A 14,829-nucleotide genomic window follows, 5' to 3' on the forward strand; every position below is an offset into this window, starting at 1 on the left:
CTATGCTTCAGGTTGTAATTCCTCAGGAATATACATAGTATTAACAATTAATTCATCAAAAAACATAGTTTTAACTGGCAAATTCCAATATTTTATAACATCTTTAATTCCTGTATTGCAATTATGACAGGGAGTAATTACTATTTTTGCTCCTGTTGCCATTATTTGTTCTGCTTTCACCCTATTACCCTTTGCCTTATGAGATGCCCACTGAGCTAACGCAGCAAGTCCACCTCCTGCATTACAACAGAAATTGTGTTCTCTATTAGGATACATCTCTCTAAAATCCTCACAACATTGCTGCACAACATATCTAAACTTTTCAGCAGCACCTGCTCTTCTTATAACATTGCAAGGATCCTGCAAAGTAACGGGTTCTTTTATTTTCTTTGCAGGATCTATTTTAATTTTCCCACTAACTAAAAGTTCGTAATAAAACTCTCCTGGATGCATAACTTCAAAAGGTAATTCTTTATATCCCATCATTGGTGGTGCCACCATACTGGTGGCAAATCTTGGATGCCCTCACTCTGTTAATACTAATTTTTTTGCTCGCAATCGCAACCCATTTTCATATAAACCCCTAACAATTCTTTGCATTGTAAAAAAGTCACGCACAAACATAGACATACTACTGCAATCCCATGCATCTTGAGAAACCATCGTCCAGTTTACTCCTGCAACTTGAAATATCTTAGCAATTCTATCTATATGATAGGGTCCATTTTTCGGTTCCGCTCCCAAAGGAAACCATATAACCTCTGGAGCCTCTTTATCAATAGGAATAGTAAAATTCTTAAGTTCATATATTCCTTCTTCTTCTCTCCAGAATAATGTATCTAAGTAATCATTTTGGGTCATCCATACCTGATTTAAACTAACTATATGTGCCTGAGCTTGATCAAATTGACGCTGAGGAACAACTCCCAAAATAAAACAGAACCTTCTTACCAATCCAATAATAAAAGTTATATCCAAACCAAAAGGACAATACATACTACAGCGATGGCATATATTACATTCAGTAAATACAATCCTTGACATGTCTTTTACATGACCAGGTTCAACTTTCCCCTCCCTTTTTATTAATTCCCAAGCTGTCATCTTAACCTTTGCAACAGGTGCATAAGTAGGTTCTCTATCATTGGATAAATACCATTGACAAGCCTCTGCACAAAGCCCACAATGCATACAGGTTTCTATAATCGCCTTAATTCTTGCTGTTTGCTTACCAAAAACCGCTTTATAGGCTTTTTCTATTTTTTCAGGAGTCAACCTCAAATAAGTCTCATCAAGCCCAGGGTCTTTTATTACTTCTCTTACATACCCAGGAATATAAGGACTTACATACAACTCTTTTTCTTCACCCTCTTTAGTAGCAGGCTTTGTAGTCATTCCTAAAACACCTCCTCTTATATTCTATATTTACCAATCTTTTGTTTTCCAAAGTGCAAACTGAGAAGCCATATACGCTCTTGTCATAAAGAAGTAATACATATGAGTAAGCCTTGTGAAGGGAATACTAATAAGCATAATTTCCCCAAATAATATATGAAGATTTAACATAGCTTTATAGGGTAATACTAAGTGATAATGAGCTAAAAATCCTGTTAAAAAGGTAAAAAGACAGATAAAAACAAAGATAAAATCAGAATAATCTGTTACAAATCTAACCGTTGGATCAAATATTCTTCTGCCAATAAAAAAGATACAGCCAATTATTACAAAAATTGTCCAAACATCAGCTATATTTTCTGGTAAAGTCCACCAAGAAATACCCCAAGATTCATACCATAAGGCATTATGAGCATAAAGAAAAATAGGAACAAAAATCAGCCCTGTATGAAAAACAAAGGTAAAAATAGTAAAATAAGGTCTTAGTCTCCAGCTTCTTGAACCAAAAGGTATTAACCAATGAAGCCATGATTTTATAGCTGCTTTTATGTTGATAAAAGGAAAAATTACCTTTTCTTTCTTAGCAAGATCAATTAGGGTATAAATCCTATAAATACTTCCCAAAATAAAAATTATAAAAGTTATCCATACCATAGGACCTCTTAAAAAGGTATATAAAGCTGTACTCTCTAAAAATCCCATGCTTCATCCCTCTTTATATTTTATTTATATCTCATTTACGGAAAATATCTTTCTACAGTATTTACCATTTTTAATACATCTTACAAGAAGCTTTGAACCATCAGGACTAAATACCGGATCCCAAACCCATTCATAAGCTTCTTTACCTATCTTACCATCAACCACAATGTAGTATTTCCCATCCCTTTCAACCCTTGCTGCAACTCTTTCTCCTGTAGGAGAAAATACAGGATCCCAAGCTATATCAAATGTTTCATCCCAAACTTTATCATCTACTGCAATACTCCATTTTTCATTATGTTTAAATGCTACTGCAATCCTTTTACCATCTGGACTAAAAACAGGATCTGCAACTAATTGATTAAAGGTATTCTTCCAAGGATTTCCATCTACAGCTACCGTCCATTTCCCTACATCCACTGCAACAACAGCCACTAACTTTTTACCATCAGGACTAAATCTTTGTTTCCATACCTGTATAAAATAAGGCCAAATCGGGTCTCCATTTTTAGCTAAAGTCCAACCTTCTGGAGTCTGAACAGGTGCAATAACATCTGAACTTCCAGGAACAAAGATAGGTTCCCAACATCCACTAAATTCTTTACTCCAAGGTTTTCCATCTACCACAATAGTATATTTCGCTAAATCTGTCATTAAACAAGCTGCTACATGATTACCATCATCACTAAAGATTGGTCCCCAAAGATAAAGAAAAGAATTATCCCAAGCTTTGCCATTTATAGCTATAGTAAAATTTTTTTCATAAAACCAGAAAATATCCAATTCCCTTCTTTGATTTATCTGCACACATGAAGCAACTTTAGTTCCATCTGAGCTCATCACCAGACCCTGAATCTCTGGGTAAGTCTCCTCCCAAGGTTGATCATTTAAACAAACGCCACTTGTCATCTCAGATGTTCTTATGTTTACTGCTATACTTTTTGTATCAGCACTCAAAGTTAAATTCCACATCATATCAAAAGTATTTTCCCACCTTGTCTCACCTTTATCCCCTATGGCAACAGTCCATTGATAATCACTATAAACAAGACAAATAGGTTGATTATCTAAATTAAACCTAAGAGAATACATCCTGTCAAAAAGATCTTCCCATGTTTCGCCATTTACACAAAGCGTAAACCTTCTTGTTTCAGGCTGAACTATCCCTGCAATTTTTTCGCCATCAGGAGAAGGAGTAAGCTCTCTTACATCAATGTATTTCTCTTTCCATTCATTTATATCTGCAATTACCTTCTCTTTTGTTTCCCAATCCCAGCTTTCTTTCATTAGAAATTTCCCCCTCCTGCAGTAAATTAGTTTATAATATAACCATGGTTAAGTTTCAAAATTTTAAAAGGCGAGGGACAAGAACTCCATTTTTTCTGGGCTATCAAGCCCGCAGAGGAGTCTGTCCCTCTGTCCCTCCACTCCGAATAAGTTGGTTGGGCTCTAAAGCCCTTGCCACACGGGAGGATGGAGTGAGGGACTATTTCACTAAAACTCCTATAACAAGGAGGTTGCCTATGTACTACATCGGTATTGATGTCTCTAAAAATCAATTCACAACCTGTATCATCAACCAAAAAGCTCAAATTATCAGCCGAAGAACCTTCCCATACTCCCTTGAAGGCTTTCAAGATTTTCTTTCCACCCTTCAAACTCTTAACCCCGTAACTATTATTATGGAATCTTCCAACAGATACCACATCCCTCTTGCTTCCTTTCTCATCTCCGAAAACTTTAAACCCTTCATTGTTAACCCAAAATTCATCTATCAGTTTGCTAAATATCATCAGGCTACTTCTCCTTCTAAAACTGATCCCAAAGATGCCTTCCTCCTTGCTCTCTTTGCCCTCAAAAACCCAGAACTTCTTAAACCTTCTCCCATCCCAGATGATGCTAAAATCATCGCAAGAACCCTCCAAAAACTCACAAAAGAACTTGCTAAAACAAAAACTCAAATCAAAGCCTGCCTCTCCGTCCTTTTCCCAGAACTTGAGAAAAATGTTGAAATCTTCTCTAAAGCCATCCTTACTATGCTTTTTTACCTCCCCTCTGCTAAGGATATTGCAAAAGCACCTCTTAAAAGAATACATCATTTCCTTCTTGAGACCTCCGAAAAAGGTAGAAAACCTTCCATTACTCCAGAAACTCTTAAAACCCTTGCCAAAAACTCTATCGGCATCCCTCATAAAGGTTATGAGGCTACTCTCAAAGTTCACATTAAAGAATATTTCTTTCTTCAGGAAAAAATAGCCGAACTTGAAACTTTCCTTGATGAAACTCTCAAAAATTGGTCTCCTAAAGAAAGAGAACTTATCAGTTCTATAAAAGGAATTTCTAAAAATCTTGCTAACAGATTTTTGGCTGAGATTGGAGATATTAAAAAGTTTAGCAAGGCTTCCAAGCTCATAAAGTATGCTGGGCTTGAGCCAGTAATAAAACAATCTGGAAAGTGGGAGAGCCGAAAAGGAATATCTAAGAGAGGTAGCCCTTATTTGAGGGATATTATTTACCAGATGGCTTATGGAGTTAAGAATTGGAACAAAGTTTTTTGGGAGTATTGGAGAAGAAAGAAAGAGGCTTTTGGAAGTGCTAGAAAGGCTATGATTGCTCTTGCAAACAAGCTGATAAGAGTAATTTTTGCAATGTTGAGAAAAGGAGAAACTTTTAAACCTGAATTGGTTGCTCCTTCTACAAGAGGAATAAAGCATATTTCGGTGGAAGGTGTTTGCCATGTTTAACATTTTTCTACCCTATTTTCCGATAGTTGACTCCTCTAAGCAAAATTCACCTTTAAAAACTAAATTTTGTAAAATTAGTTTTAAAAAGTCAAGAGCACATAAAAGCTAAAAAAACTTAATATTTCTTGTATAAATCTAAAAATTTTTTTAAAATTTAAAATTTTAATGCTTTTTCAGTTTTTGTTTAAATTTGTTTTAAAAATTTAGAAAAACAACTAAATTCAATAATCAAAAAATTTTTTATAAAAATATATCTCCCTTTCAAAATTCTCTTTTTCCAATCTTTTTAGCCACTCCTCCAAAAAACCTGTAAATTTAATTTCCCCATTCTCAACCTCTATTAACCAATCACATAAAAAGAAAGCAAACGGATTAGTTTCTAAAACTATTACACTAACTCCTTTTCTTTTAAAAGCATTTAACCAATCTGAGAAACGATTAACATCCTCTAAATGTAATCCCTGCAAAGGAAATTCTAAAAAGATGTAGTCAAATTTACTTTTTTCCAAAAATTTTTTGGCTATAAAAAGTCTGCTTCTTTCACCTCCTGAAAGTTCGTTAATTTCTTGTCCTAATCTCAAATAAGAAAGGTTAAGCTCCTTTAGTAGCCAAACTTTTTCTCTTATTTGATAAACATTACTAAACAAAGTTCCTACCTCATCTATAGTAAAATCTAAAATCTCTGAGATTTTAAAACCTTTATAAGTAAGATTTAATACTTCAGAATTTAGGCGTTTTCCAAGGCACTCCTCACAGATATAACTCACTTTTAAATTTTCAGTTTCCCAAATTTTCTTTCCTTTTCCCTTACAAGAAGAACACATCCCCTCTTTAGCGTAAAAACTAAAGTTCTTTTTTGTAAGCCCTTTCATTCTTGCAGAAGGAAGTTTCACAAATATTTCTCTCAAATCATCCCATATTCCGGTATAACTAACAACTAAATCGCTTTTTCCCTTAATTTCTTTTGCCTCAACTTTAAGAATCTTTTCTCCCTTTTTTTCTAAAACTTCACATAATTTGTTAAAAAAATAAGTTTTTTTACTACCTACTTTCCCATAAATTAAATTTATGCCATTTTTTAACAACCTTACTTCTTTTTCTTCTATAAATACTTCAAGAAGATCTCTTTTTCCTTGTAAAATCTCTCTTTTAAGTTTTCTTTTCCCTGCCAAATATTCAGAGGTTAGAGTATAAGGTTCTTTAAAAAACTTTTCTTTAAAATCTGCCTTTATTAAGTATCCTCCTTTTTCTCCTCCTTCAGGTCCAAGCTCTATTATATAGTCTGCATTTTGAATCATGTATGGATCATGCTCTATTAAAATTACAGAATTACCGCTTTCTATTAAATCTTTCAGAATCGTAAGAAGTTTTTTCTTTCTTTCTATGTCTAATCCAAGGGTTGGCTCATCTAATATATAAAGAATTCCGTTTAAGTTTACGCTAAAAATAAGAAGTATTTCTAAAAGTTTTCTTTCCCCCACTGAAAGCTCAAAAAGAGGGGTTGAAAGCTTAAGATAATCTATTCCAAGAAAATTAGCTTTTTCTAATTTAAAAAATATAGATTCAAGCCAAGAACTTAGACCTTCAGAAATCTTTAAATTTTTTAAATAATTATAAAACTCTTTTAAAGATAGATTCAGCCACTCCTCAAGAGTTATTTCAAATAGTTTACTTTTAAGTATTAGAGGATCTAATTTTAAACCTTTGCAATTTTCGCAAGCTACTTTACCCTTATATCCATGTCCTTGGCAAACTCTACACTTTATCCATTCTGTTACAAGCTGACTTCCACAATTAAGACAAATAGCTCTGAGATTAAAAAAGTATTCTTCTCCATCTAAAAACTTTATAACTACTCTTCCCTGATTTAAGCCAATACTTATTCTTAAATTCTCTACAAATCTCTCTAAACTTCCCTTTTCTTTTATCATTCTATCAAGCAAAAGATAGATTTTATCAAACTTAGCTGGCATTTTTTCTTCAGAAAGATCTATTACTACTTCATCTATCATGTATTTGGTATAACCTTGAGAGATCAGAAATTCTATAGCTTTTGGGGTTGTTTCTGGGAGGGGAAGAAGTAAATAAAATTTTTCTCCTTCTTTTAAGTTCTGATACCAGCTTATAGCTTTGTTTAGCGTGCTAATCCTATTTAGTTTTCCACAATTAAAACATTTATATTCTCCAAATTCTTCAAAAAGCAGTCTCAAAACCTGATAAAGAGAAAGAAACTCCCCTACAGTTTTATAGGGATACCAGGTTTTTACACCTTGAGTCATTGCTATTACAGGTGGTATTGAGGATACAAATTTAGCTTTGGGGATTTTGCTAAGCGTTGTCTCCTGGGAATAATTCATTATTTGAAAAAGCTTTTCTTTAGCTTCTTCAGCAATAGTATCTATCGCAAGTGAGCTTTTCCCAGATCCAGAAGGTCCTGTTACTACTACTAAAGAATTCAGAGGAATTTTTAAGCTAAAACCTTTTAAATTGTGAGTATAGATATCCTTTATTTCTAAGTATTGCAAGGTTAATTTAGGTTCTATTTCTTACTTTTTTGAGCCAGCCCATAAATTCTTCATAAGTTAGAGTATTTAAGATATCCTTTTTTTCACACCATCCTCTTCTTGCTACAGCAGTCCCCAATGGTAAGTATTCCATCTGATCTATAAAGTGTGCATCTGTTCCTATAATTAAAGGAACCCCTTTTTCCTTTGCTGCTCTTGCGTTTATATCATCCAAATCAAGCCTTTTATAATATGCATTTATTTCCAGAGCTTTACCGTATTGAGACGCAACTTCTATAACTTTTTGCATGTTAACTGCGTATGGCTCTCTTTCTCCTAAAACTCTTCCTGTTGGATGAGCGATAGCGTGAACTAAAGGGTGTTTTAAAGCTGAAATTATTCTATTAGTAATTTGTTCTTCGCTTTGCTGAAAACCCGTGTGAATGGCAGCAATTACGAAATCAATTTCAGCAAGCACTTCATCAGGATAATCAAGAGTTCCATCAGAAAGGATATCCACCTCTGCTCCAAAAATGAGCTTAACCTTTTGAGACCTTTTGTTTAATTCTTCTATGTGCCTTTTCTTTTTGAAAAGGTCTTCAATTGGAACTCCACCTGCTACTTTTAACCCTTGAGAGTGATCACAAACAGCAACCCAGGAAAGACCCAATTTTTCAGCTTTTGCTATTATTTCTTCTAAACTTGCAGTTCCATCACTGTATTTAGAGTGAACATGAGCATCCCCAAGAATTTCGTCGTATTCAACGAGATTTGGTAAACTTTTATTGAGTGCAGCCTCTATTTCTCCTCTATCTTCTCTTAATTCAGGAGGAATAAAAGGCAATCCTATAGAGGCATATACTTCTTCTTCTGTCTTTCCTGCAATCTTTTTTTCTCCTCTAAAAACTCCGTATTCGTTTATTTTGAGTCCTTTTTCTAAAGCCAATTCTCTAACTCTTATATTATGAGCTTTTGAGCCGGTAAAATAAGCAAGGGCTGCTCCCCAGGAATCTGGCTCAACCACTCTTACATCCATTTGAATTCCTGTTTTTAATCTAACACTTGTTTTTGTCTCTCCAAAGGCTATTACCTCTTCAACAAAAGGAAGCTCCGTAACCTTTTTCATTACCTTTTCTGGTTGAACTGAAGTAATGAGAATGTCTATGTCTTTAACAGTTTCTTTTCTTCTTCTAATACTTCCTGCAACAGCGATGTTTTCAACCGGGCTTTCTCTTTTTAAAATTTCAATAATTTCCTCAGCTAAAGGCAAAACCTCTCCAAGTGGTCTTCTCCCGGTTTTTTCTCTAAAAAGTTTTATACCTTTTAAGATGTTTTCTTCTGTTTTCCAGCCAAAACCAGGAAGTTTAGCTATTTTGTGTTCTTTACAGGCTTTTTCAAGTTCTTCTATACTGGTAATTCCGAGTTTTTCATAAAGAACTTTTACCTTTTTTGGACCAAGACCAGGAATTTCTAAAAAATTTAACAACACTAAGGGAATTTCTTTTTTAAGCTCTTCGTAGAGAGATAGAGTTCCTGTTCTTAAGATTTCTTTTATTTTTCCGGCAAGATCTGGACCAATTCCAGGAAGTTTTTCTAATTTCCCTTGCTTTGCTAACTCTTCAACATCTGTAGTAAGTGCTTCAATGGTTTGAGCTGCCCTCTGATATGCCCTTATTCTATAGGGATTATCTCCTTTTATTTCTAAAAGCGCAGCAACCCTATTAAAAATTTCTGCTACTTCTTTATTTTTCATCAATCTTTATTTAAAAACATTTTTCAGAGTTTACAAGTAAAAATTGATTTTTTACAAATACTTTTGATATAGCTCGTTTAAAACTTTATAAATGTTTTCTTTTGATTGTCCGGTTGTTAGTATAGCATAGAGAATGTCTCCCATAGCGTTAATTAAAGGTGCATGGGTTAATCCATAAAGCATTTGAATTGGACCTTTACCTGATTTTTTATTTATTCTTTCAAAAAACTCAATTTTTACACTTCCAAAGCTGATAGCATGGTGTCTTTTTGCAATACAATAACAAATCCCTATTTCGTGCTCTTTACCTCTCATTTCCATAAAACATGTATCAATGTTTTCATAAGGTCTGGTAAAAAATTTGTAAAAAAATTCCTCGAGTTCTTCTTCAGTCTTTATAACTCCGGTCTCTTCTTCTGTTTTTATACTTTCGTCAGCTTTAACGGTGCAAAGAATTGAAGCCATGTATGGGAAAACAAGAGTTCCATAAGGAGAAACTTCTGCAAAGGCTTCAAAAACTTCATTAAAGTGAGCCGGAAACGGAAAACTTTCAAGAGCTTTCATTGCTTTTTCTTCTTCTCCAAAAAGAAGCACCTTTTTAATAATCTCCTTAGCAAATTGAAGCCCCTCTTCATCTACAGAAAACTTTTCCCAGAAGTAAGAATCGTCTATCTCCCTGTGAATACCGTAAAGCCAGTCTTCAAGATCTGCTATCACATCAATCACTCCATTAATATCAATAGGCAAACATTTTAAAACAAAGGTTTTCTTTTTATAAGCACAAAGAAGCTTTAAATTGCAACCCTCAAGAATAAAAAGTCCAATCGGACTTTCAAGTCTAAGTCCAATTACTTTAGCCTCAATACCTTTTTTTCTTGTAAGATCCAAACTTTTACACTCTTTACAGGGCTCAGGTATATACTCAACTTCTCTGAAGGTTTTGAAGAGAGGAAGAGCCTTGTTTACTCTTTTTTCTGATGTTTTCCCTCCTTCCTTAAATTCTCTTCCCAGTTCCTTAATTTCTTCGGAAAGCTTCGTTACTTCTTTATTAGATATTTCTTCTTTGAGCTCATCGGAGAACTCCCCTTTTAAAGTCTGAGAGAGTTCTCCTTCAAGCTCGTTAAATATTTCAGTTTCTTCCATACCCCCTCCTATTATTGTTTTTTAAGATTTTTATGTTTTATAAATTTTTGTGCTTTATTCACTTTTCAAAGAACACTTAGAAACTACTTATATAATTAAATTCAGAATTTTTAAAAAATCTGACACTTAAAATTTTTAGTCATCCCAGGATGAAGAGCGAGACCAGTCATCATCCCAGGTGGAAGAAGACCAGTCATCCCAAGAAGATGAGCTTGAAGACCAGTCATCAAAGGAGGACGAAGTGGAAGTGTAATCATCGTGAAAAGAGTGATAAAGAGGATGAGTTGGATCCCAGAAAGCACGGGAAAGGTCGCTATCGTCTGAAGTGGTAAAGCTTGAAGAAGTGATAGAGCTTGAAGAGGAAATACAATCGTCATCGTGTAGAATGTGATAAAGAGGACAAGTTGGGGCCCAAAACGCTCTTGAGGTGTAACAGCCATCGTCATCATAAGTCTGGGTACGATGGAAGGGCTTACTTGAGGAATCTGAGTCTATTTGATAATTTTTGGCAAGGATGTAGACAATGAGAGCTATGATGAAAAAGACGAAGACTTCCATTTTACTCCCTCACTTTGCTTTCTCTATTATTTTTCTAATTATAAATATAATCAGATTTTTGAAAAAATTCTGACAAAAAAAATGCCTTACCCTCAAAAAAAAACCCTGCTCTCTCAATTTACTTGCTCCTTAATTTAGCAGCTTCGTCTGACACTTTCTTGATCAATTCCTCTGTTAATTCAACAAAGTGTAAAAAATCTTTTATTGTTATAGGCTTTTCTAAAGACAATTCTTTTAAATTCTTTTCGTCAATTTCTGTTTTAAATCTGTTGAGATTTTTAAAAAGGATTTCTGTTGGCTTAGGAATCAATTTCATTTTAGCCAATATTTTAATCATATCCCTTCTTTCATCAGGGCTCTTGTTTTCATATACTGTTCCTATGTCAATTATGTCTCTTACTTTTAATGATAATCCCTTGTAAAAAATTTTTTTGGCAATAATTTCTACCTCAGACTCTACAGGAACTTTATAACCTTCGATTTCTACAAAAACATTAGGAATTCCAGTTAGATTTCTTGAAATGATAAAATCTATTTCAAAGTCTGAAAAATATAATTTCAAAAAGGTTGGACCTTCAAGGTAATCTTTGACAAGTTTTTCTATGTCATCATTAAGTCGGGGTGTTAAAAAGCCAAGCCATTGAGGGTCATATAGGAAAATGTCTATGTCTTTGCTAAACCTGTGATGAAATTTAAAGGCAAGGGCAGAGCCTCCTCCCCATCCATACTCTTCATAAGGAAGATTAACCTGTTTTATAATTTCCAGAGCAATTTTCAAATTTTTAACGATTTTATCTAAAGAGTTCATAAAAACTTATTTTTCATAAAGATATTCTTCCAGTTCCTGGTTTCTATAAACGGGCTTTATATATTTTTCGTAATAGGTTTTCAGGAGCTCCAAAGGAATGTCATTGTCATAACAGAATTTAATCAAAAGTTGAAGGGGAATTTCAGTAAAAAGAACATAAATTCTTTCAGATTGAGGAGGAATAAAATTTTTAATTATTTCAGCAAGTTTTTTTTCGTCCCAGATTTCAGCGTAAGAAGCATTCACACTTATAGCAATACTCATTCTTCTTAACCCTTTTAATCTCGGCCTTCTAATCTCGGTCTCAGAATTACTTTAAAAAATTTTCAAGAGGATGTCAAGCAAAAATTGAGTTTTTAAAGAAAAGGAAAATAAATTAGGCTGGGGGCTGGTCTACCACTGGAACGCACAAGGGCTCTTTATGGTCCACTCAGTAATTTGAAAATGCGCAATTACGGGATAACCAGCCCCCAGAATGATAGTTATTTGAAAAAGTTTATCTTTTCAGAAAGGCTTCCAATCCCCTTAAAGGCGGGGAAGGTTTCAACTTATATGGGTTTCTAATTCACTTCTATCACCCAACAAGTCGCAATCCCCTTAGAAGCGGGGAAGGTTTCAACTATTTTGAAGTTTACAGTCAAGGAGAGCCTTATTAGTCGCAATCCCCTTAGAAGCGGGGAAGGTTTCAACAATTTTATCGGAGATTGTGAATTGTGTAAAAGGAAATTGGGTCGCAATCCCCTTAGAAGCGGGGAAGGTTTCAACCCCTGGTTAATCTGTGAATTGTTTCAAAATTGGAGTCGCAATCCCCTTAGAAGCGGGGAAGGTTTCAACTTTTAAAATCTTTTTTGGCTTTAATTCTTTTGGGTTTAAGTCGCAATCCCCTTAGAAGCGGGGAAGGTTTCAACACAATCAGGAAAATGGAATTAGAAATGTAAATTTCATTGTCGCAATCCCCTTAGAAGCGGGGAAGGTTTCAACTTGATTTGTGCCTTCAGGACTATAGGAGACATTCTTTCATGTCGCAATCCCCTTAGAAGCGGGGAAGGTTTCAACTAAATAAACTAAGGAGGTAAAAATGACAAAAATAAAAAGTCGCAATCCCCTTAGAAGCGGGGAAGGTTTCAACATATTCTTTTGAAAAAAACATTCCATTAAACAATTTTGAAGTCGCAATCCCCTTAGAAGCGGGGAAGGTTTCAACTAAAGATAAAGATGGAATTACAGTATTAGGAAATATTTTACATGTCGCAATCCCCTTAGAAGCGGGGAAGGTTTCAACCTAGAGGATTTCCAATTGCATACATAAGTTTTGAGAGATTTGTCGCAATCCCCTTAGAAGCGGGGAAGGTTTCAACTTAATCAATTCAAAAAATCCAAAAAAATTCAAAATTCAAAGTCGCAATCCCCTTAGAAGCGGGGAAGGTTTCAACTAAAGATAAAGATGGAATTACAGTATTAGGAAATATTTTACATGTCGCAATCCCCTTAGAAGCGGGGAAGGTTTCAACCTAGAGGATTTCCAATTGCATACATAAGTTTTGAGAGATTTGTCGCAATCCCCTTAGAAGCGGGGAAGGTTTCAACTTAATCAATTCAAAAAATCCAAAAAAATTCAAAATTCAAAGTCGCAATCCCCTTAGAAGCGGGGAAGGTTTCAACCCGATTTGGAGCTTTTGAAGAAGGAGTATGACGAAGCGTGTCGCAATCCCCTTAGAAGCGGGGAAGGTTTCAACTTAGAGTTTGTAGGGATGGGGATAGAGAGAAGGTGGTTTGGTCGCAATCCCCTTAGAAGCGGGGAAGGTTTCAACTTTTAGAAATTTTTAAGATTGATGAAAAGAGATAGATTTGTCGCAATCCCCTTAGAAGCGGGGAAGGTTTCAACATATAAAGGGAGATAGGTTTCCTTTGGGAGCCCATATCCAGTCGCAATCCCCTTAGAAGCGGGGAAGGTTTCAACATATAAAGGGAGATAGGTTTCCTTTGGGAGCCCATATCCAGTCGCAATCCCCTTAGAAGCGGGGAAGGTTTCAACACCTCAACCAACTGCAAAATAAACCTCTTTGAGTCGCAATCCCCTTAGAAGCGGGGAAGGTTTCAACCCAAACTTATAAAAAATTGAAGGAAAACACAGAAGAAGAAAGTCGCAATCCCCTTAGAAGCGGGGAAGGTTTCAACATTAGAAGAAGTTTCAATTTTGAACCACAAGAAATAATTGTCGCAATCCCCTTAGAAGCGGGGAAGGTTTCAACTACAGAAACTGTTTCAGGAGAAAACCTATTCTGTGTCGCAATCCCCTTAGAAGCGGGGAAGGTTTCAACTAATTACTGGTTGTATAAAAGCTATTTTAATATTAGAGTCGCAATCCCCTTAGAAGCGGGGAAGGTTTCAACCAGAAAAAACAAAAAAACTAAAGGAGGTGGTAAGATGTCGCAATCCCCTTAGAAGCGGGGAAGGTTTCAACTACAGAAACTGTTTCAGGAGAAAACCTATTCTGTGTCGCAATCCCCTTAGAAGCGGGGAAGGTTTCAACATGACACAACAACAACAAGCTACACAAAGTATTAAAGTCGCAATCCCCTTAGAAGCGGGGAAGGTTTCAACAAAAAAAACTTTAGGAGTTAGGATGGCAAAACAAGTCGCAATCCCCTTAGAAGCGGGGAAGGTTTCAACTTCTGAACACGAAACAAAAAATACTCAGATGCACTAGTCGCAATCCCCTTAGAAGCGGGGAAGGTTTCAACCCGGTTCAAATCCGGCCCCGGGTCACCTTAAAAGTCAAAGTCGCAATCCCCTTAGAAGCGGGGAAGGTTTCAACGCAAAAAAAATAAGGGCAGGAATAACCACAGAAAGTAAGTCGCAATCCCCTTAGAAGCGGGGAAGGTTTCAACAAGTTTCTCCTGCAACTTCGAACTCCATATCACCAGGTCGCAATCCCCTTAGAAGCGGGGAAGGTTTCAACTTGAGAAGTGGCAAGTAAAATACGATAGTTTTTCTGGTCGCAATCCCCTTAGAAGCGGGGAAGGTTTCAACAAGATGAGAGTTATCCAAACAAAAAAAGATTTTGAAGTCGCAATCCCCTTAGAAGCGGGGAAGGTTTCAACACTAACAAGGCTGAAAGGAGAAATGCAAAAGCCAGAGTGTCGCAATCCCCTTAGAAGCGGGGAAGGTTTCAACCTTTTAGTGGTATGTTTGATTTGTTTATTTGTTTATGTCGCAATC

10 protein-coding genes and 1 CRISPR repeat array (1 of these 11 only partly in view) are annotated in these 14,829 nt (G+C 35.5%); of the genes, 1 reads left to right on the plus strand and 9 read right to left on the minus strand.

Annotated elements, in window-relative coordinates; all coding sequences use genetic code 11:
- Genes ACLGLP_RS07675 through tmcD form a run of 3 tightly spaced genes read right to left on the minus strand, consistent with a single transcriptional unit; the run spans position 1 to position 3,384 of the window.
- On the minus strand, positions 1 to 1,395 hold the full coding sequence (locus ACLGLP_RS07675) for a (Fe-S)-binding protein (protein ID WP_492112695.1): 1,395 nt from the start codon (positions 1,393 to 1,395) through the stop codon (positions 1 to 3).
- Between the two features lie 30 nt (positions 1,396 to 1,425).
- Positions 1,426 to 2,097: a TmcC family electron transfer complex membrane anchor subunit gene (gene tmcC, locus ACLGLP_RS07680; RefSeq protein WP_492112696.1), complete on the minus strand. Its 672-nt coding sequence runs from the start codon at positions 2,095 to 2,097 to the stop codon at positions 1,426 to 1,428.
- 24 nt (positions 2,098 to 2,121) lie between these two features.
- Entirely contained in the window at positions 2,122 to 3,384 is a 1,263-nt protein-coding gene (gene tmcD / locus ACLGLP_RS07685) for an electron transfer complex subunit TmcD (protein WP_492112697.1), read from the minus strand.
- Between the two features lie 44 nt (positions 3,385 to 3,428).
- Here tmcD and ACLGLP_RS07690 point away from each other — a divergent pair, with 44 nt between their 5' ends.
- Positions 3,429 to 4,841: an IS110 family RNA-guided transposase gene (locus ACLGLP_RS07690; protein WP_492112073.1), complete on the plus strand. Its 1,413-nt coding sequence runs from the start codon at positions 3,429 to 3,431 to the stop codon at positions 4,839 to 4,841.
- 221 nt (positions 4,842 to 5,062) lie between these two features.
- Here ACLGLP_RS07690 and ACLGLP_RS07695 read toward each other — a convergent pair whose 3' ends face one another.
- The 6 genes from ACLGLP_RS07695 to ACLGLP_RS07720 form a co-directional block, all read right to left on the minus strand.
- Positions 5,063 to 7,366, minus strand: coding sequence for an AAA family ATPase (locus ACLGLP_RS07695; RefSeq protein ID WP_492112698.1), 2,304 nt, complete (start codon positions 7,364 to 7,366; stop codon positions 5,063 to 5,065).
- A 7-nt stretch (positions 7,367 to 7,373) separates the two neighbouring features.
- The gene (gene polX / locus ACLGLP_RS07700) at positions 7,374 to 9,098 is read right to left on the minus strand and encodes a DNA polymerase/3'-5' exonuclease PolX (protein WP_492112699.1); all 1,725 of its coding nucleotides are present in this window, start codon (positions 9,096 to 9,098) and stop codon (positions 7,374 to 7,376) included.
- 51 nt (positions 9,099 to 9,149) lie between these two features.
- Positions 9,150 to 10,241 carry a hypothetical protein gene (locus tag ACLGLP_RS07705; RefSeq protein WP_492112700.1) on the minus strand — a complete coding sequence of 364 codons (1,092 nt, stop codon included), beginning with the start codon at positions 10,239 to 10,241 and terminating at the stop codon, positions 9,150 to 9,152.
- Between the two features lie 135 nt (positions 10,242 to 10,376).
- Positions 10,377 to 10,799, minus strand: coding sequence for a hypothetical protein (locus ACLGLP_RS07710; RefSeq protein WP_492112701.1), 423 nt, complete (start codon positions 10,797 to 10,799; stop codon positions 10,377 to 10,379).
- 118 nt (positions 10,800 to 10,917) lie between these two features.
- Positions 10,918 to 11,607, minus strand: a complete 690-nt coding sequence (locus tag ACLGLP_RS07715; RefSeq protein ID WP_492112702.1) for a nucleotidyl transferase AbiEii/AbiGii toxin family protein — start codon at positions 11,605 to 11,607, stop codon at positions 10,918 to 10,920.
- A 6-nt stretch (positions 11,608 to 11,613) separates the two neighbouring features.
- The gene (locus ACLGLP_RS07720) at positions 11,614 to 11,871 is read right to left on the minus strand and encodes a hypothetical protein (RefSeq protein WP_492112703.1); all 258 of its coding nucleotides are present in this window, start codon (positions 11,869 to 11,871) and stop codon (positions 11,614 to 11,616) included.
- 249 nt (positions 11,872 to 12,120) lie between these two features.
- Positions 12,121 to 14,829: a CRISPR direct-repeat array (repeat unit 35 nt; unit sequence GTCGCAATCCCCTTAGAAGCGGGGAAGGTTTCAAC) (it continues 3,809 nt past the right edge of the window).

The organism is Caldimicrobium sp. SLHALR3 (genome assembly GCF_058692735.1).

What these genes read in the sequence shown, in the direction of transcription:
- tmcC (WP_492112696.1), bottom strand. Translation starts at nt 2,097, where the DNA reads ATGGGATTTTTAGAGAGTACAGCTTTATATACCTTTTTAAGAGGTCCT.
- tmcD (WP_492112697.1), bottom strand. Translation starts at nt 3,384, where the DNA reads ATGAAAGAAAGCTGGGATTGGGAAACAAAAGAGAAGGTAATTGCAGAT.
- ACLGLP_RS07690 (WP_492112073.1), top strand. Translation starts at nt 3,429, where the DNA reads ATGGTTAAGTTTCAAAATTTTAAAAGGCGAGGGACAAGAACTCCATTT.
- polX (WP_492112699.1), bottom strand. Translation starts at nt 9,098, where the DNA reads ATGAAAAATAAAGAAGTAGCAGAAATTTTTAATAGGGTTGCTGCGCTT.
- ACLGLP_RS07705 (WP_492112700.1), bottom strand. Translation starts at nt 10,241, where the DNA reads ATGGAAGAAACTGAAATATTTAACGAGCTTGAAGGAGAACTCTCTCAG.
- ACLGLP_RS07710 (WP_492112701.1), bottom strand. Translation starts at nt 10,799, where the DNA reads ATGGAAGTCTTCGTCTTTTTCATCATAGCTCTCATTGTCTACATCCTT.
- ACLGLP_RS07715 (WP_492112702.1), bottom strand. Translation starts at nt 11,607, where the DNA reads ATGAACTCTTTAGATAAAATCGTTAAAAATTTGAAAATTGCTCTGGAA.
- ACLGLP_RS07720 (WP_492112703.1), bottom strand. Translation starts at nt 11,871, where the DNA reads ATGAGTATTGCTATAAGTGTGAATGCTTCTTACGCTGAAATCTGGGAC.